Source organism: Paraburkholderia sp. EG287B (assembly GCF_040965595.1).
Taxonomy (GTDB): domain Bacteria; phylum Pseudomonadota; class Gammaproteobacteria; order Burkholderiales; family Burkholderiaceae; genus Paraburkholderia.
Genome location: NZ_JBFRCG010000017.1, coordinates 80,221 through 98,996 on the forward strand (window position 1 = coordinate 80,221; position 18,776 = coordinate 98,996).

The window sequence follows — 18,776 nt, forward strand, 5'->3', positions numbered from 1 at the left end:
CAACCTCCGCGCAGCAGTCCGAAGTGCGCGCAGACCGGCAGCCCGCGCGGCCGCCGTTAGCGCCGGACGTCGCGCCAATCGGCGCTACACTGCCGGTGTCAGGCCGCGCCAGGCGGTCTGTCCGAGTAACCCAACGCATAGCCCGACGAATAACCCGATTCCAGCGCCGGTGCGCTGCCGTCCCCATTCCATCGATGACCGACACCCCTAACCGCGCCTACCCCGACAGCGCCGCCGTCCGCGCCTGGCTGGCCGGCCTGCAGACGCAGATCGCCGACACGCTCGGCGCCTTCGACGGCAAGCCGTTCGCCACCGACAACTGGCAACGCGGCCCCGGCGAGAAGCTGCGCGGCGGCGGTTGCACGCGCATCATCGAAGGCGGCGAGTTCTTCGAGCGCGGGGGCATCGGCTTTTCCGACGTTTCCGGCGACGCCCTGCCGCCCTCGGCAACGGCGGCGCGCCCCGAACTGAACGGCCGCGGCTTCGAGGCGATGGGCGTGTCGCTCGTGCTGCATCCGCGCAATCCGTACTGCCCGACCGTGCACATGAACGTGCGCATGCTGCTCGCCACCAAGGCGGGCGAGGCGCCGGTGTTCTGGTTCGGCGGCGGCATGGACCTCACGCCCTTTTACGGCTTCGAGGAAGACGCGCAGCACTTTCACGGCGTGTGCCGCGACGCGCTCGCGCCCTATGGCGAAGACCTGTACCCGCGCTTCAAGCGCTGGTGCGACGAGTACTTTTTCCTCAAGCACCGCAACGAAGCGCGCGGCGTGGGCGGCATTTTCTTCGATGACTACGCCACTGGCGGCTTCGACGAGGCGTTCGCCATGCTCCGCAGCGTGGGCGACGGCTTCCTGAAGGCGTATCTGCCGATCATCGAAAAGCGCCGGGCGACGCCCTACGGCGAAGCCGAACGCGAGTTCCAGGCGTACCGGCGCGGCCGCTACGTCGAATTCAATCTGGTCTGCGACCGCGGCACGCATTTCGGCCTGCAAAGCGGCGGCCGCACGGAATCGATCCTCATGTCGATGCCGCCGGCCGCCACCTGGCGCTACGACTGGCAGCCACGGCCGGGCACGCCGGAAGCGCGCCTCTACAGCGACTTCCTGCCCGTGCGCGACTGGGTCTGACGCCGTGACGCAAGCTTTCACCGTCCCGCCCAACGCGCTCGCACGGCGCGTCGGGCTGCTCGGCGGCACCTTCGATCCGATCCACGAGGGCCACCTCGCGCTCGCGCGCCATTTTGCGCGCGTGCTGAGCCTGAACGAGCTGATCCTGCTGCCCGCCGGGCAACCGTGGCAGAAGCCGGGCGTGACCGCGGCGCAGCATCGGCTCGCCATGACGCGTGCCGCCGCTGCCTCGCTCGCGCTGCCGGGCGTGACGGTGACGGTGGACGCCGACGAAATCGGGCACAACGGCCCGACCTACACGGTCGAAACGCTGCGCCGCTGGCGCGCGCGGCGCGCCGTCGACGGCGGCGACAGCAACGCGCAAGCGGCGCTCACGCTGTTAATGGGCGCCGATCAACTGCTGCACCTCGATTCGTGGCACGAATGGCGCGAGCTTTTCGCGCTCGCGCATCTGGCCGTGGCGAGCCGCCCCGGCTTCGGCTTTGCGGCGCTGCCGCCCGAAGTTGCGCGCGAAGCCGCCGCGCGCCGTGCCGGCGCTGTCGCGCTTGCGACCACGTCGCACGGTCACCTGCTGGTCGACGAAACGCTCGCGCTCGACGTTTCGGCGACCGAAATCCGGCGCGACCTGCCGGCCTGCGTGGCAAGCGGGCAACGTCGCGGCACCGCCGCCGACAAGCTTCCCGCGGCCGTGTGGGACTATATCCTTCAACATCATCTCTATCTGCAACACGAGTAACTATGGACATCCGCAAACTTCAACGCGCCATCGTCGACGGTCTCGAAGACGTCAAGGCCCAGGACATCCGCGTCTTCAACACGAGCCATCTGACCGAGCTGTTCGACCGCGTGGTCGTCGCGAGCGGCACCTCGAACCGCCAGACCAAGGCGCTCGCCAACAGCGTGCGCGAGAAGGTCAAGGAAGCCGGCGGCGACATCGTCAGCACGGAAGGCGAGGACATCGGCGAATGGGTGCTAGTGGATTGCGGCGACGCGGTCGTCCACATCCTCCAGCCCGCGCTGCGCCAGTACTACAACCTCGAGGAAATCTGGGGCGACAAGCCGGTGCGCGTGAAGCTCGCGGCCAGCACGGGCTTCGTGGGCGCGCGCCCGAGCGAGCCGATGGACGACGAGGACGAAGAAGAAGTAGCCGCGCCGGCCGTCAAGAAGCCCGCGCGCAAGAGCGCCGCGCGTAAGACCGCGAAGTAAGCGCGGCGCGTTCGCGAACGACCATCGACCCGCACGATGAAACTGCATATCGTCGCCGTCGGCCACAAGATGCCGGACTGGATCGCCGCGGGCTTCGAGGAATATACGAAGCGCATGCCGCCGGAGCTGCGCATCGAGCTGCGCGAGGTGAAGCCCGAGCAGCGTTCGTCGGGCCGCTCGGCCGAGAGCGTCATGGCGGCCGAGCGCACGCGCATCGAGGCCGCGCTGCCGAAGAACGCGCGCATCGTCGCGCTCGACGAACGCGGCAAGGACTGGACCACGATGCAGCTCGCCCGTGCGCTGCCGCTGTGGCAGCAGGACGGCCGCGACGTGGCGTTCCTGATCGGCGGCGCAGATGGCCTCGACCCCGAACTCAAGGCGCGCGCCGACACGCTCCTGCGCCTGTCCTCCCTGACGCTGCCGCATGCGATGGTGCGCGTGCTGCTCGCCGAGCAGCTTTACCGCGCGTGGACCATCACGCAGAATCACCCCTATCATCGCGTGTGATGCAGGTTTAAAGCGCGAGGGCGCCGCCTTTCGTCGTGCGCCGGCGCCCCGCTTGCGCCCCCCGCTCGAGCCCCGCTTGCGCCCGAAATGGCGGCCGCGCACGTCAACCCGAAGTCCGTAACGACAAAGACGCTCCGATGCCCACCAACGCGCCCTATCCGTTCGTCTATCTCGCCTCGCAGAGCCCGCGCCGCCAGGAGCTGCTGCAGCAGCTCGGCGTGCGCTTCGAGCTGCTGCTGCCGCGCCCCGACGAAGACGCCGAAGCGCTCGAAATCGCGCTGCCCGGCGAGCAAGCCGCCGTCTATGTCGAGCGCGTGTGCGCCGCGAAAGCCGACGCCGCCCGCGCGCGCCTCGTCGCGGGCGCGCACAAGCATGCGCCGATTCTGACCGCCGACACCACGGTCTCCATCGACGGCCATATTCTCGGCAAGCCGCACGATGCAGCCGAAGCGTATGCGATGCTCGAGCGCCTCGCCGGACGCGAGCACGAAGTGCTCACGGCGGTGGCCGTGGTCAACGCCGAAGGGGTCTGTCTGCCCGTCGCGGTCTCGCGCTCGCACGTGCGCTTCGCCCCGGCGCTGCCCGCCGCGATCGCGCGCTACGTGGCGAGCGGTGAGCCGTTCGGCAAGGCCGGCGCATACGGCATACAGGGCCGCGCGGCGGAATTCGTCGAGCGAATCGACGGGTCCTATTCGGGTATCATGGGTTTGCCATTATTCGAAACGGCCGCCCTCCTGCGCGCCGCGGGCATCGACTTCTAGAACAAATCATGAACGAAGAAATCCTGATCAACGTCACGCCCCAGGAGACGCGCGTCGCATTGGTCCAGCAAGGCGCAGTACAGGAGCTTCACGTCGAGCGCACGCTGTCGCGCGGGCGCGTCGGCAACGTCTATCTCGGCAAGGTCGTGCGCGTGCTGCCGGGCATGCAGTCCGCGTTCATCGACATCGGTCTCGAGCGCGCCGCGTTCCTGCATGTGGCCGATATCTGGCATCCGCGCATTGCCGGCGAAGCGCATACGAGCGTGCATCATCAGCCCATCGAAAAGACCGTGTTCGAAGGGCAAACGCTCATGGTGCAGGTCGTGAAGGATCCGATCGGCACGAAGGGCGCGCGCCTTTCCACGCAGGTGAGCATTGCGGGGCGCACGCTGGTCTATTTGCCGCAGGAACCGCACATCGGCATCTCACAGAAGATCGAGAGCGAGGCCGAGCGCGAAGCGGTGCGCGCGCGCCTCACGGCCGTGCTGCCCGCCGACGAAAAAGGCGGCTATATCGTGCGCACGATCGCCGAAGACGCCACGAGCGAAGAGCTTGCGGCGGACGTCGCGTATCTGCGCAAGACGTGGGCGACGATACTCGCCCAGGCGCAGCGCGTGCCCGCCACGAGCCTGCTGTATCAAGACCTGAATCTCGCGCAGCGCGTGCTGCGCGACTTCGTGAACGACGAGACCTCGCGCATTCAGGTCGATTCGCGCGAAACGTTCCAGAAGCTCACCGAGTTCGCCACCGAATTCACGCCCGCCGTGCAGCCGAAGCTGCATCACTATTCGGGCGAGCGGCCGCTCTTCGATCTCTACAACATCGAGGCCGAAATCCAGCGCGCGCTCTCGCGCCGCGTGGACCTCAAGTCGGGCGGCTACCTCGTGATCGACCAGACCGAGGCGATGACGACCATCGACGTGAACACCGGCGGCTACGTCGGCGCGCGCAACTTCGACGACACGATCTTCAAGACCAATCTCGAAGCGGCGCATACGATCGCGCGGCAACTGCGTCTGCGCAATCTGGGCGGTGTGATCATCATCGACTTCATCGACATGGAGAACGTCGAGCATCGCGACCAGGTGCTCGGCGAGCTGAAGAAAGCCCTTTCGCGCGACCGCACGCGCGTGACCGTGAACGGCTTCTCGCAGCTCGGGCTCGTGGAGATGACGCGCAAGCGCACGCGCGAATCGCTTGCCCACGTGCTGTGCGAGCCCTGCCCGACTTGCCTCGGCAAAGGCCAGGTGAAGACCGCACGCACCGTTTGCTACGACGTGCTGCGTGAAATTCTGCGCGAGTCGCGCCAGTTCAATCCGCGCGAGTTTCGCGTGGTCGCTTCACAGCAGGTCATCGACCTCTTTCTCGAGGAAGAGTCGCAGCATCTCGCCATGTTGATCGACTTCATCGGCAAGCCGGTTTCGTTGCAGGTGGAGTCGAATCTGAGTCAGGAACAGTACGACATCGTGCTCATGTAGCACGACGCCGTGGCAGGCATCACCGGAGCATCGCAGTTGAATCACCAGCGCGTCACCATTGAACAGATCGGCGAATTCGACGATATCGTCGACGTCAGAACGCCGCTCGAATTTGCCGAGGACCACATTCCCGGCGCGATCAACGCGCCCGTGCTCAGCAACGAAGAGCGCGTGATCGTCGGGACGATGTACAAGGACTCGCCCTTCGAGGCGACCCGCGTGGGCGCGGCCATGGTGGCGCGCAATATCGCCATGCATCTCGACACGCTGTTTGCCGACCGTCCGCGCAACTGGCGCCCGCTCATCTACTGCTGGCGCGGCGGCAAGCGCTCCGGCTCGATGACGGCCTGGTTCAACATGATCGGCTGGCGCGCGCGTCAACTGGACGGCGGATACAAGGCGTACCGGCATACGGTCGTCGAGGCGCTCGGCACGCTGCCCGAAGGGTTTCGCTATATCGTGCTGGCCGGGCCGACCGGCAGCGGCAAGACGCGCCTCTTGAAGGCGCTGGGTCAAGCGAACGCGCAGATGCTCGACCTCGAAGGGCTCGCCGCGCATCGCGGTTCGTTGCTGGGCGCGCTGCCCGAGCGGGCGCAGCCGTCGCAAAAGTCGTTCGATACGGCGCTCGTAGAGACGCTGCGCGGCTTCGACGCCACGCGCCCCGTGTTCGTCGAGGCCGAAAGCCGGCGCATCGGCATCATCACGCTGCCGCCCGCGCTCGTCGAACGTCTGCATGCAGCGCCGTGTGTCGTACTCGATGTCGCGCGTAAAGAACGCATCGACTTGCTGCTCGAGGAGTACGGGCACCTGTTCGACGAACGTACCTATTTCCGCGAGCAACTGGACAAGCTCACGCCGCTGCATGGGCGCGAGCGCATCGAATCGTGGTGCAAGCTGCTCGACGAAGATCGCAGGGCAGAGCTTTACGAGGCGCTCGTCGCGCAGCACTACGATCCCGCCTACACGCGCAGCACGCGGCGCAACTTCGCGAAGCTCGAAAAATCGCTGCACTTCGCGTTCCAGCCGATGACGGGCGACACGCTCGCGCAAGCCCGCACGCTGCTCGTGCGGCTGGAGGAAACGGCCTACGCCGCGGAACCCGCGGACAGCGAAGCCGAAGCGCCTCGCACCGTCTGACGTATCCCTTCCCCTTCGCGGACTTCACAAAAGGCGCGCGCCGCGATGGCTTAGCGCGAGTACATCGCGTTCCAGTCTTCAGGTGAAACCGTGGCGCGGCCGCCCGATTGCGAGGCGTTCGCCACGCCGCCGTAGCTGCTGTTTGCGCCATTCAGCGCGGCGACCTTCGCCTGGGCGGCCTGGATTGCTTCGGGATAATGAGCGTTGTCGCCATCACCGACGCGGTAGCCGACCTGCTGAAGCTGCACGAGTTCGGCGCGCACCTGGGCGCGGGTGATGGTCGAGTGCGACTGCGCGAACGAAGCGGTGGGCAGGGCGGCAGCGGCAAGAACGGTGGCGACGGCAACGGCTTGAATCAGGGACTTCATGGAAACGACCTCCAGTTGGATAGGCGGCCGACGTGCGACTGTGTGTGCATGCGACCGATGTACGCATCGTATGCTCACGAATCCCTAGGGTTAACCCCTAGAATCCTAAGGCACTGTTCCAATTCGAGGCAAAGTCCGCGCGAGCCGGCGCCGAAAGGCGCCGTCGGCGTTGGCGCGATTACGTACGCGGCGTGGCGTTTTGAGTCAACGAAGCGGTGTGCAGGAGCTGCGCAGGCAGATCGGGCTCCCACGCTTCGAGATCCTGCGTCGGGTAAAGGCCGAACGCGTAGATCACCCGCTTGAGACGGCTCACGAAGTTGGGGCGCGGCACGTTGGGAAGCGTGCCCGGCGCGGCGTCGGCCGTGCGGGCCATGTAGTTGTACTTGAAGTCGCGCTGCGTCACGCCCCACTTCAGGAGGAATTCGCGGCCGCCGCGGTTGCGGCGAATGCGTCCCGTCGTCCGGCAGCCGAAATGGTAGATGCGGCTCGCGCCCACCGAGCGGAACGTGCGACAGCCGACCAGCCAGAGCTTCATCAGGAAGTCGTCGTCGCTGCTCATGCCCGGCCCGAACTCGATGCTATAGCCGCCCACGCGCAGCCAAAGCTCGCGGCTCACGAGCGTCGGCTGCAGCGCGATGCCGTTGCGGTCGGCCGTGTTCATCTTCGCGGCGAATTCGAGCAGCCCCGCCTCGTTGAAGTCGGCAGGACCCGTGCCGAAGTGGGCGACCGTCACGAGGCCGTTGCCGGTGTCGGTCGGCTCGATGATCTGCGAGGCGAGATAGGCAGGCGCCTGGCCGATTTCGCGCAATGCGTCGACGAAGGCCGAATCCCAACCGGGCGTGCAGAACATGTCGTCGTTCATGAACAGGATCCACTCGGTCGTGGCGAGGCGCGCCACGTCGTTCACGGCGAGGCAGACGCCCACGTTGCCTTTGCTCCACGTATGGCGGATACCCTGCTCACGGACCCAGTCGAGCGTGCCGTCGCTGCCGTCGTTGACGTGCACGAGAATCTCGTGCTCGAACGAAGAATGGCGCCGGATGCTGTCGACGCACATCTTGAGGTACGGCAGGTTGTTCCAGGTCGGGATCAGAATACTGAACATGAAGATTTGCCCTAGAAAGGGTCAGATTTGGCATCCGTGCGTTCCGTGCCCGCCGCGAGAACGGCCAGCATGGACACGTGGAAAATGGGTTCTTTCATAACGTCCTGACTACGCGGCTTTTTGGGTGCGAAGCATGACGAGAGACGCGATATTGTACGCATACATTCTTCTTACCCGAACCCGCCGCGGAAGTTCGTATCCTGCAGCGCCCGCCAAGGCAGCCGTCCCCGATCCTTCGTCAAGCGCGCGAGCCGCTATCGTGTGATAATAAGAGGTTATCTTGAAGAGCAAGTAGACCCGTGTTTCAGCAGACCAACTCAAACACTTCGTGGGTTTCGCCGGCAAGCTGGCTCGATCGCGCCGTTTCGCGGTCCTGCATGATCCCCTACCCGGGCGTGCCTTACGAGCCGGAGTCGTTTCTTCGCAGCACCAGCCGCATCAAGATCGCGAAGAAATACCTGCACAAGCAGTTTCTTTTGAAGGCGCACAGCCAGATGCGCCTCGAACAGGCGCATCTGGACCCTTCGCAGCGCATCCTCTGGGTCTACGCCAAACGCAATTTCGGCGACGCGACGATGGACATGGCCGGCCGCGCGCTGCTCAAGGACCTGGGCATGCGCATCGATCTGCTCGCGCTGCCGTCGCTGGTGCCGCTTTTCAGCGAAGACGACGTGTTCGGCAAGGTCTACGGCGACCCGGACGAAGTCGATGCGAGCCGCTACGACGCGATCCTGCTCTCCGAGTACAACCTGCCCTCGATTCGCATCAAGACCCGGCACTTCGCGAAGCTGCCGTACGCGGGCCTGTTCCGTTACTTCAACGGCCCCGACCGCAACCAGACCCGCTTCAGCTTCGCGAGCGTCAACGACGTGTTCTCGCTCGGTCACGACGCCGACACGCTCGCCGAAATCAGCAAGCCCTATCTCGCCAGCAAGCCGGCAACGCGCGAGTCGGTGCGCGGCCTCCTGCCGGCGCGTCCGTTCATCGCGATCGCGGCGGGCGGCGTCGACCCCGATCGTACCTACAACCGCTGGCCCGAAGTCGTCGAATTGCTGAACAAGTACGACAACGTGGGCGCCGCGAAGGAAATCGTCGTGCTCGGCTCCGACAACGGCACGCAGATCGCGGAGCAGTTGTGCGCGAGCGCGCCCGCTGGCGTACATATCCGCTCGCTGACCGGCAAGCTCGCGTTCCTTCAGGCACGCGAGATCGTCGCGCACGCCGAACTGTTCGTGGGCGCGGACGGCGGCCTGATGCACGTCGCCCACACCACGCAAACGCCCAGCGTCTCGCTGTTCAGGGAGCAAGAGCCGCCCGCGCTGCGGCTGACCGAAGCCTGCCGGTCCATCGGCCTGCAGGGCAGCGGCAACGTGGATACCATCCCGCCCGCGCAAGTCGTCGGCGCGGTGCTGCGCCAACTCGCCGCTCACGCGCCCGCTACGGCGCCCGCGGCGGCCTGATCACTCCAGACGTAGCGGCTCAGGCCCACGCCGGCGCACTTTCATGACCGCGGCGCGCCTGAACGCGCGCGCCGCGTCATCGCCCGGAAGACTCAGGCGGCGCTCTGCTGATACTGGATCTTGTGCAGGTGCGCGTACATGCCGCCCTTCTCGAGCAGTTGCTGGTGCGTGCCCGATTCGACGATATGGCCGCCATCCATCACGAGGATGCGGTTCGCGCGCTCGATCGTCGACAGGCGGTGCGCGATCACGAGCGTCGTGCGCCCGCGCATCAGCGTTTCCAGCGCCGCCTGCACATGTCGCTCCGACTCCGAATCGAGCGCCGAGGTCGCCTCGTCGAGAATCAGGATCGGCGCATCCTTGTAGATCGCACGGGCGATCGCCAGGCGCTGGCGCTGGCCACCCGAGAACTTCATGCCGTTATCGCCGATCAGGGTGTCCATGCCCTCGGGCAGCGCCGAGATCGTCTCCCACAGGTTGGCGGCGCGCAGCGCGCGCTCCACGCCCTCGCGGTCGGCCGTCTGGCCATAGGCGACGTTGTTCGCGACCGTGTCGTTGAACAGCACCACGTCCTGGCTCACCATCGCGATCTGGTTGCGCAGCGCATGCACGTCGTAATCGGCGATCGACACGCCGTCGACCATCACCTGGCCGCCGCTCGGATCGAAAAAGCGCGGCAACAGATTCACGAGCGTGGTCTTGCCGCTGCCCGACGGGCCGGCGAGCGCCACCATTTCGCCGGGGTTGATGCGGAACGACACATGGTCGAGCGTCACGCGGTGGCTCGCCCCATAGGCGAACGACACGTCGCGGAACTCCACTTCGCCGCGCGCGCGTTCGAGCGGCAAGCCGCCGCCCACGGGCTCGGGCGGCTCGTCGATCAGCCCGAAGATCAGCTCGGCCGCGGTCATGCCGCGCTGCAGCGGCTGATTCACGTCGATCAGGTGCTTGAGCGGCGAGATCACGAGCAGCATCGACGTGACGAACGCCACGAAGCCGCCGACCGTCGTCTGGTCGTTCGAGGCCTGCACAACGGCAATGGTGATGACGATCGCCAGCGCGATCGAAGCGAGGAACTGCGTGAGCGGCTGCGCGAGCCCGCCCGACACCGTCATGCGCATCTGGTAGCCGCGCAGGCGCCGGCTCATTTCGCCGAAGCGGTCCTTTTCGTAGCGCTCGCCGTTGTGAACCTTGACGACCTTGTAGCCGCCCACCGTCTCCTCGACGATATAGGACAGGTCGTTCGTGAGCATCTGATGCTCGCGGTTCAGGCGGCGCAGACGCCGGTTGATCTTGCTGACGAGCCAGCCGATCGCCGGCAGCAGCACCGCGACGATCAACGTGAGCCGCCAGTTCAGATAGAACAGATAGCCGAGCAGGAAGATCACCGTGAGCGAGTCGCGCACGAGCGTGACCAGCACGCCGAGCAGCACGCCGAGAATCTGGTTGACCTCGAACACGATCGCGTTGATGACCGTACTCGCGGTTTCGCGCTGAAAGAAGCCGACGCTCGCGTGAATCATGCGCTCGAACATCTTCAAGCGCAGCGCGAGCAGCACGCGGTTCGACACGTACTGCAGCAGATAGCCGGACGCGTATTGCGCGAGGCCGCGTACGAGCGCCAGCCCGATGACCGCGATAGGCACCAGCCACTTCGCTTGCGGAGCGCCGCGCGTGCCGAAACCGTGATCGAGCAGCGGCTTGAGCAGTGCGGGAATACCGGCTTCGGTGGCCGCCACCACAGCCATCGCGAGCACGCCTGCGAGGAGCACCCACATTAGCGGCTTCACATACGGCCACAGCCGCCGGCCAATCACGAGCGGCGACGACTTGGTGTCGGAGCCGATCGGCTTGCTCAAGGTTGATCTCTCGCCCAAAATTTCCTCGAAAAAAATGCGGGTAATCTGCCCGCCCCCCGGCAAACAGGTACGCCATTGTAAACGTTCGGCCCAGGAGGCGATGTATCCGTCCGGACGGGCCCGGCGCCGGGGCGGTTTCGTCGCCGCCGGCGTTTTTGTATATACTCAGCGACTCGGCTTCGGGGCACGAACGCGCGCGCAGCAAGCGTCTGCGCGAAGCGCTCTCCGAACGCGAGGCCGGCTCCAGCCGGCCGTCCCGCCCTCTTCACCTTCTTCCAGCCATCGCGAGCCAGCGCCGATGAACGACAGCGCCAAACCCGATGCGATCAGCGTCATCGTCATCGTCAAAAACGAAGCACACGATATTCGGGACTGCCTTGCTTCCCTGCACGGCTGGGTCGACGAAATCGTCGTGCTCGATTCGGGCAGCACGGACGGCACCCAGGCCATCTGCCGCGAGTTCGGCGCGACGGTCGTCGAAACCGACTGGCCCGGTTTCGGCCCGCAAAAGCAGCGCGCGCTCGACGCGGCCCGCGGCCCGTGGATTCTCTCGCTCGACGCCGACGAGCGCGTTTCCCCCCTGCTTCGCGACGAGATTCTCGCAAGCGTGAAGACGAACGGCGCCGACCTGTTCCGCGTGCCTCGCCAGTCGAACTACTGCGGCAAGTGGATCCGCCATTCCGGCTGGTCGCCCGACTATGTGACGCGGCTCTTTCGCCGCGACGCGGCGCGCTTCTCGAACGATCTCGTGCACGAACGCGTGATCGCCGCGCCCGAGGCGCGCATCGGCACGCTCGCTCAGGCGCTGATTCACTACAGCTTCCGCGACTTCTCCGAAGTGCTCGGGAAAATCGACAGCTATTCGACCTACGGCGCGACCCAGGGCGCAGCGCGCGGCAAGCGCGGCGGCCTGCGCAAGGCGCTGCTGCACGGCTTCTGGTCCTTCGTGCGCAGCTGGATCATCCAGCGCGGCTTCCTCGACGGCAAAATGGGCTTCGTGCTGGCGATCTCCAACGCCGAAGGCACCTACTACCGCTACCTGAAGCTCATGCTCCTCGAGACCCAGCAGTCCGCCGCCGCAAAAACCCGCGACGCCGCACCGGAGAGCCGATGAACGCGCGTCGCGACATGCTGGTTTCGGTGATCGTCAGCACCTATAACCGGCCCGATGCGCTCGAACGGGTACTGGCCAGCCTGAGCGCGCAGTCCGACACGCGCTACGAAATCATCGTCGCCGACGACGGCTCGGCCGATGCGACACGCGCAACCGTCGAGCGCTGCGCGGCGTCGAGCCCGGTGCGCATGGAGCACGTGTGGCACCCGGACGACGGCTTTCGCCTCGCCGAGATTCGCAACAAGGGCATCGTGCAGGCCCGCGGCGATTACCTGATCTTTCTCGACGGCGACTGCGTCGCGCAGCACGATTTCGTTGCGCGCCATCGGCAGCTCGCAAGCGTGCACGCCATCATCACCGGCAGCCGCATCCTGCTCGACGAAACGCTCACGCAACAGGTGATCGCGCAGACGATTCCGCTTGCGGATAAGGGCTTCGGCTTCTGGGTGCAGCAACGCCTCGCTGGCCACGTCAACAAGATCGCGCCCCTCTTCGTCAAGCTGCCGGATCGCAAGTGGCGTGTGATCGAGCAGTTCAAGTGGCGCGGCATCAAGGGCTGCAACATGAGCGCCTGGCGCAGCGACATCGAGCGCGTGAACGGGTTCGACACCAGCTTCACCGGCTGGGGGCACGAGGACGCCGATTTCGTGGCCCGGCTCGCCAATTGCGGCGTGCACCGCAAGCTCGGCGCCTATGCGACGGAAATCTTCCACCTGTGGCACCGCGAGCAGCCGCGTGCGCAGGCAAACTCCAACGAGCAACGGGTCAAGGTGCGTATCGCGGACGGCACCGTGCGCGCCGAACGCGGTCTGGCCGAACTCGCGAGCTAAACGCGCGTTTGGCCGAACGACGGCATGGCATGGCATGGCATGGCATGGCATGGCATGGCATGGCAGCAGTGAAAACTGCCACGCCGCCCCATCCCGTCAATAAACGATCTCGATTTCGCTGCCCGCGAACTCGCCGCGCAGCGCGGCGAGCAGGTCGTCGGTGGGCTTGACGCGCCAGGCGTCGCCCAGACGCACTTCGCCTTCCGCCCGATCGTTGCGATAGGCGATCTGCACCGCGAGCCCGTTCGGAATGACCGCCTGCGCGCGCTCGCCGCGATCGCGCCCGAAGCCGCCGCGGCCGCGCGTTTCCGTGGCAGGCGCCGGCAGCGAGTCGTCGGGCTTCGCGCGATACGCTTCGAGCACCGTGCGCAGCGCACCGGCATTGGCGTTGCCGTTCATCTGCAGCTTCACGGCTTGCGCGTAGCGGCTGCGCGCGCGCTCCAGGTCCATCACGGTATCCACCGTGAAGCGGATGCCGCCCGTGAACGCGTCGTTGCGCGCCCCGCCCTGCACGACGAGCAACTCGTCTTCCTTGAAGAGCGCCTTGTGCGCCTCGAACTGCTCGTTGAACACCGTCACTTCGCACTGGCCGGTGCCGTCGTCGAGCAGCGCGATCAGCATCTTGCCGCGCTGGGTCATTTGCGTGCGCAACGAGGCGATCACGCCAGCGATCAGCTTGTCGCGCCCTTCTTTCAGCTCGCCGATCTTCTGGCGCACGAAGCGGCGCACTTCGTCCTTGTAGGCGTCGAACAGGTGGCCGGAGAGGTAGAAGCCCAGCGCCGCCTTTTCTTCCTGGAGCTTGCGCTTCTCGCCCCACGCCGGCTCGTCCACCAGTTCGTGCGCGGCGAGCGGCGCGTCGCCCATGTCGAAGAGGCCGGCCTGCATGGCGTTGGCGCTCGCCTGGTCGGCGGCTTCCATCGCCATCGGCACGGACGCGAGCAACTGCGCGCGGTTCGCGTGAATCGTGTCGAACGCGCCGGCGCGGATCATCGCTTCGATGGTGCGGCGGTTCACGAGACGACGGTCGATGCGCTCGCAGAAGTCGAACAGGTCCTTGAACGGGCCGCCCTCTTCACGCGCGCGCAAGATTTCTTCGATGGCGTTCTGGCCGCTGCCCTTGATCGCGCCGAGACCGTAGCGGATCGTGCGCGAGCGCTTGCCTTCGGCCACGCTGGCATCGGCCACCGGCTCGAAGCGATACGCCGAGGCGTTCACGTCCGGCGGCAGCACGACCATCTTGTTGGTCAGGCAGTCCTCGAAGAGGATCTTCACCTTGTCGGTGTCGTCCATGGCGAGCGACATATTCGCCGCCATGAATTCGGCCGGATGGTGCGCCTTGAGCCATGCCGTGTGATAGGCGAGCAGCGCGTAAGCGGCCGCGTGCGACTTGTTGAAGCCGTAGCCCGCGAACTTCTCCATCAAGTCGAAGGTCTCGTCGGCCTTCTCGCGCGTGAGGCCGTTCTTCGCCGCGCCTTCCGCGAAGATCTCGCGGTGCTTGGCCATTTCCTCGGGCTTTTTCTTGCCCATCGCGCGACGCAGCAAGTCCGCGCCGCCGAGCGAGTAGCCGCCGATGATCTGCGCCATCTGCATCACCTGCTCCTGGTAGACCATGATGCCGTAGGTCTCTTTCAGAACAGGTTCGACGCGCGGATCGGGATACTCCACCACTTCGCGGCCGTGCTTACGCGCGCAGAAGCTCGGGATCAGGTCCATCGGGCCCGGACGGTACAAGGCCACGAGCGCGATGATGTCCTCGAAGCGGTCGGGCTGCGCGTCTTTCAGCATGCCCTGCATGCCGCGGCTTTCCAGCTGGAACACGGCGACCGTATTCGCTTTCTTGAGGATCTGGAACGACGGCGCGTCGTCGAGCGGCACCTGGGCGAGCGACCAGTCCTGCTTCGACGGATCGAGCATGCGGATATAGCGCTCGGCCCAGTCGAGAATCGTGAGCGTGGTCAGGCCCAGAAAGTCGAACTTCACGAGGCCGACGGCTTCCACGTCGTCCTTGTCGTACTGGCTCACGACGCCGCTTTCGTCACCCTGCGTGTAGAGCGGGCAGAAGTCGGTGAGCTTGCCCGGCGCGATCAGCACGCCGCCAGCGTGCATGCCCACGTTACGCGTGAGACCTTCTACGAGCTGCGCGAGGTCGAGCAGCTGGTGCACTTCGTCTTCGTTGTCGTAGCGCTCCTGCAGAAGCGGCTCTTCCTTCATCGCGTCGGCAATGGTGACGTGCTTGCCCGGCTTGAACGGAATCAGCTTGGCGACGCCGTCGGTGAAGTTATAGCCGAGATCGAGCACGCGGCCGATGTCGCGCACCGCGGCCTTTGCGGCCATGGTGCCGAAGGTGGCGATCTGCGAGACGGCATCCGCGCCGTACTTTTCCTTCACGTACTGAATGACGCGGTCGCGCCCGTGCTGGCAGAAGTCGATATCGAAGTCGGGCATCGATACGCGTTCCGGATTCAGGAAGCGCTCGAACAGCAGGTTGTAGCGCAGCGGATCGAGGTCGGTAATGCCGAGCGCGTACGCGACCAGCGAGCCCGCGCCCGAACCCCGGCCCGGTCCCACCGGCACGCCGTTGTTCTTCGCCCAGTTGATGAAGTCCGCAACGATCAGGAAGTAGCCCGGGAAGCCCATCTTGATGATGGTCCCGCACTCGAATTCGAGCCGCTCGTTGTAACGCGCGCGCTCCTGTTCGCGTTCGGCTTCGTTCGGATACAGCTGCACGAGGCGCTTTTCGAGACCTTCTCTCGACAGCTGCACGAGATAGTCGTCGAGCGAGAGGCCGTCGGGCGTCGGGAACAGCGGCAGCTTCGGCTTGCCGAGTTCGAGCGTGAGATTGCAGCGCCGCGCGATTTCGATGGTGTTCGCGATTGCCGACGGAATGTCCGCGAACAGCGCGGCCATTTCTTCCTGCGTGCGAAAACGCTGATCGGTCGTGAAGCGCTTCTGGCGGCGCGGATTCGCGAGGATGTCGCCTTCCGAGATGCACACGCGCGCTTCGTGCGCGGTGTATTCCTCGTCGGTCATGAACTGCATGGGGTGCGTGGCGACCACCGGCAGCTTCAGTTGCGACGCGAGCGCCACCGCCTGCTCGACATACTGCTCGCCGCCGGGCTGGCCGCAGCGCTGCAGCTCGATGTAATACGCGTTCGGGAACAGCTTCGCCCAGCGCTGCGCATGGCGCTTCGCACTTTCCGCATTGCCCGCCGCGAGCGCGAGCCCCACGTCGCCCTGTTGCGCACCCGAGATCGCAAGCAGGCCCTCGCCGAGTCCTTCTTCGAGCCAGGCAACGTCGACTTCCGCGCGGCCGCGATACTGGTTCGTGAGCCACGCCTTGGAAAGCAGCTCGCACAGATTCAGGTAGCCGCGCTTGTTCTTCACCAGCAGCAGGAGGCGCGACGGCTTGTCGCGGTCGTCGGGATTGGTGATCCAGACGTCGCAGCCGGCGATGGGTTTGACCCCTTTGCCGCGGGCTTCGGTGTAGAAACGGACGAGGCCGAATGCGTTGCCGAGGTCGGTGAGCGCGAGCGCGCCCTGGCCGTCTTTGGCCGCCGCCTTAACGAGGTCGTCGAGGCGCACGATGCCGTCGGCAATCGAGAATTCGGAGTGGACGCGGAGATGGACGAAGCGGGGATCTGACATGGCCGTCATTGTACCTTCAGGGGCACGCGATTTTCGGCACACGCTCGCATGAGCAGGTGATGCTGGCCGTCTGGCCAGGACCTTGCGCGGGCGCGGGGCCGCCGCACCGCATGTCGACTACGCCGCAGGCGGCGCGAGGCGCGATTGAGGGATAATAGCGGATTGCGCCCGCCGCGCGCCCTGCCCCAATTCCCGTTTTCGGGGGACCGCAGTTTGGCCCCGACATTGACAGGCAAGCACGCGCGCCCGGCTCCGGTTTCACGCGCGCTTTTATGGCGCTTTTCCAGTTGCACCATGCGTATCCTCAATCTCTCCGCTTACCAGTTCGCCACGCTCGAGAAGACCGCCGAGTGGCGTCCGCTCGTGCTCGAGCGCTGCCAATCGCTCGATTTGCGGGGCACGATCCTGCTCGCGCCGGAAGGCATCAACCTGTTCGTCGCCGGCGATGAAGGCAACGTGCGCGCCTTCATGGACTACATCAACCACGATCCGCTCTTCGAGGGCAAGTTCGCGACGCTGCGGTTCAAGGAAAGCCTCTCCGAAACGCGGCCCTTCAACCGCATGCTCGTGCGCCTGAAGCGCGAGATCATCACGATGAAGAAGCCCGCGATCCGCCCCGAGGAAGGCCGCGCGCCTTCCGTGGCGCCCGTCGTGCTCAAGGAATGGCTCGACCGCGGCTTCGACGACGCAGGCCGCCCCGTCGTCATGCTCGACACGCGCAACGCGTTCGAAATCGACCTCGGCACGTTCGACAAGGCGCTCGACTACCGCATCGACAAGTTCAGCGAATTCCCCGGCGTGATCGAGGCGAACCGCGCCGACCTCGAAGGCAAGACGGTCGTGTCGTTCTGCACGGGCGGCATCCGCTGCGAAAAGGCGGCCATCCACATGAAGGAAGTGGGCATCGAGCACGTGTACCAGCTCGAAGGCGGCATTCTCAACTACTTCGAGGAAGTGGGCGGCGCACATTACAACGGCGACTGCTTCGTGTTCGACCAGCGCACCGCGCTCAATCCGCAGCTCGAACCGACGGACACCGTGCAGTGCTTCGCGTGCCGCGCCGTCGTGACGCCGCAGGAGCAGGCTTCGCCGCTCTACGTGGTGGGCAAGAGCTGTCCGGCGTGCCATCCGGAGCGCGCGGGCGCGACGGATGCGGCGGCTCAGGCTGCCGCTTAAGCAAGCCGCGCGCGTGAGCGCAACACCCCAAGAAGGGTATCGCGGGCGCTTCGCGCCCTCGCCCACTGGCCCGCTGCATTTCGGCTCGCTCGTTTCGGCGCTCGCGAGCTGGCTCGACGCGCGGGCGCACGGCGGCGCCTGGCTCGTGCGCGTGGAGGACATCGACGGCCCGCGCACGGTGCCGGGCGCAGCCGAAGACATTCTCGCGACGCTTGCGGCCTTCGGCTTTCACGCCGACGAACCACCCGAATGGCAAAGCCGCCGCACCGGTCTTTACCGCGCGGCACTCGACCGGCTGATTGCCTCGGGCCACGTCTACCCGTGCGGCTGCACGCGCAAGGAAATCGCCGATTCGCAACTGTGCGCGCATCAGCGCAACACCACGCTGATCTATCCGGGCACCTGCCGCGACGGCCTGCACGGCAAGCGCGCCCGCGCGTGGCGGCTGCGCGTGCCCGACGATGAAACCGCGGACGAAACTGACCGCGAACCTGCCGGCCCGCGCGCCAATCCCGCACTAATCTGCTTTGACGACCGCTGGCAAGGCCCACAGGAGCAGGACCTCGCTACCGAGGTTGGCGATTTCGTGCTGCTCCGAGCGGACGGCCAGTGGGCCTACCAGCTCGCCGTCGTCGTGGACGACGCCGACCAGCGCATCACACACGTGGTGCGCGGCGCGGACCTGCTCGACTCGACGGCGCGGCAGATCTGGCTCCAGCAGTGTCTCGGCGTGCCGACGCCCGCGTATCTGCATGTGCCGGTCGTGACGAACGCGGATGGCGAAAAGCTCTCGAAGCAGACCGGGGCGCAGGCGCTCGATGCATCACGCCCTCTGGAAGCGCTGATGGCCGCGGCGCGGCACCTGGGCCTCGCATTGCGCGATCCCGCGCCCGCGACGCTCGCAGCGTTCCAGCTCGACGCGATCGAAGCATGGAAGCGGCGGCTCGCGCAATTGCCGGCCGCATAAACAAAAACGGCATGCCGCCTGGAGCGACATGCC

At 66.0% G+C, this 18,776-nt stretch carries 16 protein-coding genes; 12 read left to right on the plus strand and 4 right to left on the minus strand.

The window, feature by feature from the left end; translation table 11 throughout:
- Positions 1–194 precede the first annotated feature (194 nt).
- The 7 genes from hemF to mnmH all read left to right on the plus strand — a co-directional run bounded on the left by hemF (position 195) and on the right by mnmH (position 6,219).
- Entirely contained in the window at positions 195–1,130 is a 936-nt protein-coding gene (hemF, locus tag AB4Y40_RS29565) for an oxygen-dependent coproporphyrinogen oxidase (protein ID WP_368690861.1), read from the plus strand.
- 4 nt (positions 1,131–1,134) lie between these two features.
- The gene (locus AB4Y40_RS29570; RefSeq protein WP_368690862.1) at positions 1,135–1,866 is read left to right on the plus strand and encodes a nicotinate-nucleotide adenylyltransferase; all 732 of its coding nucleotides are present in this window, start codon (positions 1,135–1,137) and stop codon (positions 1,864–1,866) included.
- A 2-nt stretch (positions 1,867–1,868) separates the two neighbouring features.
- Positions 1,869–2,336, plus strand: a complete 468-nt coding sequence (gene rsfS, locus AB4Y40_RS29575) for a ribosome silencing factor (RefSeq protein ID WP_368690863.1) — start codon at positions 1,869–1,871, stop codon at positions 2,334–2,336.
- Between the two features lie 36 nt (positions 2,337–2,372).
- The gene (gene rlmH / locus AB4Y40_RS29580) at positions 2,373–2,843 is read left to right on the plus strand and encodes a 23S rRNA (pseudouridine(1915)-N(3))-methyltransferase RlmH (RefSeq protein ID WP_368690864.1); all 471 of its coding nucleotides are present in this window, start codon (positions 2,373–2,375) and stop codon (positions 2,841–2,843) included.
- Between the two features lie 137 nt (positions 2,844–2,980).
- The gene (locus AB4Y40_RS29585; RefSeq protein ID WP_368690865.1) at positions 2,981–3,604 is read left to right on the plus strand and encodes a nucleoside triphosphate pyrophosphatase; all 624 of its coding nucleotides are present in this window, start codon (positions 2,981–2,983) and stop codon (positions 3,602–3,604) included.
- An 8-nt stretch (positions 3,605–3,612) separates the two neighbouring features.
- On the plus strand, positions 3,613–5,082 hold the full coding sequence (gene rng, locus AB4Y40_RS29590) for a ribonuclease G (protein WP_368690866.1): 1,470 nt from the start codon (positions 3,613–3,615) through the stop codon (positions 5,080–5,082).
- A 36-nt stretch (positions 5,083–5,118) separates the two neighbouring features.
- The gene (mnmH, locus tag AB4Y40_RS29595; protein WP_368690867.1) at positions 5,119–6,219 is read left to right on the plus strand and encodes a tRNA 2-selenouridine(34) synthase MnmH; all 1,101 of its coding nucleotides are present in this window, start codon (positions 5,119–5,121) and stop codon (positions 6,217–6,219) included.
- A gap of 50 nt (positions 6,220–6,269) precedes the next feature.
- Here the strand turns inward: mnmH and AB4Y40_RS29600 are convergent, their stop codons facing one another.
- Both AB4Y40_RS29600 and AB4Y40_RS29605 read right to left on the minus strand, forming a co-directional pair.
- The gene (locus AB4Y40_RS29600; protein ID WP_324160048.1) at positions 6,270–6,587 is read right to left on the minus strand and encodes a DUF4148 domain-containing protein; all 318 of its coding nucleotides are present in this window, start codon (positions 6,585–6,587) and stop codon (positions 6,270–6,272) included.
- A 178-nt stretch (positions 6,588–6,765) separates the two neighbouring features.
- On the minus strand, positions 6,766–7,692 hold the full coding sequence (locus AB4Y40_RS29605; protein ID WP_368690868.1) for a glycosyltransferase family 2 protein: 927 nt from the start codon (positions 7,690–7,692) through the stop codon (positions 6,766–6,768).
- Between the two features lie 377 nt (positions 7,693–8,069).
- Between AB4Y40_RS29605 and AB4Y40_RS29610 the strand changes: the two genes are divergently transcribed.
- Complete coding sequence (locus tag AB4Y40_RS29610) at positions 8,070–9,152, plus strand: glycosyltransferase family 9 protein (protein WP_368690869.1); 1,083 nt, start codon at positions 8,070–8,072, stop codon at positions 9,150–9,152.
- 92 nt (positions 9,153–9,244) lie between these two features.
- Here AB4Y40_RS29610 and msbA read toward each other — a convergent pair whose 3' ends face one another.
- Entirely contained in the window at positions 9,245–11,029 is a 1,785-nt protein-coding gene (gene msbA, locus AB4Y40_RS29615; protein WP_368690870.1) for a lipid A export permease/ATP-binding protein MsbA, read from the minus strand.
- 280 nt (positions 11,030–11,309) lie between these two features.
- On the opposite strand from msbA, the gene AB4Y40_RS29620 reads away from it, so the two are divergent.
- The gene (locus tag AB4Y40_RS29620; RefSeq protein WP_368690871.1) at positions 11,310–12,125 is read left to right on the plus strand and encodes a glycosyltransferase family 2 protein; all 816 of its coding nucleotides are present in this window, start codon (positions 11,310–11,312) and stop codon (positions 12,123–12,125) included.
- Complete coding sequence (locus AB4Y40_RS29625) at positions 12,122–12,955, plus strand: glycosyltransferase family 2 protein (protein ID WP_368690872.1); 834 nt, start codon at positions 12,122–12,124, stop codon at positions 12,953–12,955. Before AB4Y40_RS29620 ends, AB4Y40_RS29625 begins: the two co-directional genes overlap by 4 nt.
- 96 nt (positions 12,956–13,051) lie before the next feature.
- Here AB4Y40_RS29625 and dnaE read toward each other — a convergent pair whose 3' ends face one another.
- Positions 13,052–16,609 carry a DNA polymerase III subunit alpha gene (gene dnaE, locus AB4Y40_RS29630; protein WP_368690873.1) on the minus strand — a complete coding sequence of 1,186 codons (3,558 nt, stop codon included), beginning with the start codon at positions 16,607–16,609 and terminating at the stop codon, positions 13,052–13,054.
- Between the two features lie 285 nt (positions 16,610–16,894).
- Here dnaE and AB4Y40_RS29635 point away from each other — a divergent pair, with 285 nt between their 5' ends.
- A complete protein-coding gene (locus AB4Y40_RS29635) occupies positions 16,895–17,776 on the plus strand; it encodes a sulfurtransferase (protein WP_368690874.1) in 882 nt (293 codons plus the stop codon).
- A 13-nt stretch (positions 17,777–17,789) separates the two neighbouring features.
- Positions 17,790–18,743: a tRNA glutamyl-Q(34) synthetase GluQRS gene (gene gluQRS, locus AB4Y40_RS29640; protein ID WP_368690875.1), complete on the plus strand. Its 954-nt coding sequence runs from the start codon at positions 17,790–17,792 to the stop codon at positions 18,741–18,743.
- Positions 18,744–18,776 lie beyond the last annotated feature (33 nt).

Excerpts from the sequence above, each read along its gene's own strand:
- hemF (WP_368690861.1), top strand. The coding sequence starts at position 195 with ATGACCGACACCCCTAACCGCGCCTACCCCGACAGCGCCGCCGTCCGC.
- rsfS (WP_368690863.1), top strand. The coding sequence starts at position 1,869 with ATGGACATCCGCAAACTTCAACGCGCCATCGTCGACGGTCTCGAAGAC.
- rlmH (WP_368690864.1), top strand. The coding sequence starts at position 2,373 with ATGAAACTGCATATCGTCGCCGTCGGCCACAAGATGCCGGACTGGATC.
- AB4Y40_RS29585 (WP_368690865.1), top strand. The coding sequence starts at position 2,981 with ATGCCCACCAACGCGCCCTATCCGTTCGTCTATCTCGCCTCGCAGAGC.
- rng (WP_368690866.1), top strand. The coding sequence starts at position 3,613 with ATGAACGAAGAAATCCTGATCAACGTCACGCCCCAGGAGACGCGCGTC.
- AB4Y40_RS29600 (WP_324160048.1), bottom strand. The coding sequence starts at position 6,587 with ATGAAGTCCCTGATTCAAGCCGTTGCCGTCGCCACCGTTCTTGCCGCT.
- AB4Y40_RS29605 (WP_368690868.1), bottom strand. The coding sequence starts at position 7,692 with ATGTTCAGTATTCTGATCCCGACCTGGAACAACCTGCCGTACCTCAAG.
- AB4Y40_RS29610 (WP_368690869.1), top strand. The coding sequence starts at position 8,070 with ATGATCCCCTACCCGGGCGTGCCTTACGAGCCGGAGTCGTTTCTTCGC.
- AB4Y40_RS29620 (WP_368690871.1), top strand. The coding sequence starts at position 11,310 with ATGAACGACAGCGCCAAACCCGATGCGATCAGCGTCATCGTCATCGTC.
- AB4Y40_RS29625 (WP_368690872.1), top strand. The coding sequence starts at position 12,122 with ATGAACGCGCGTCGCGACATGCTGGTTTCGGTGATCGTCAGCACCTAT.
- dnaE (WP_368690873.1), bottom strand. The coding sequence starts at position 16,609 with ATGACGGCCATGTCAGATCCCCGCTTCGTCCATCTCCGCGTCCACTCC.
- AB4Y40_RS29635 (WP_368690874.1), top strand. The coding sequence starts at position 16,895 with ATGCGTATCCTCAATCTCTCCGCTTACCAGTTCGCCACGCTCGAGAAG.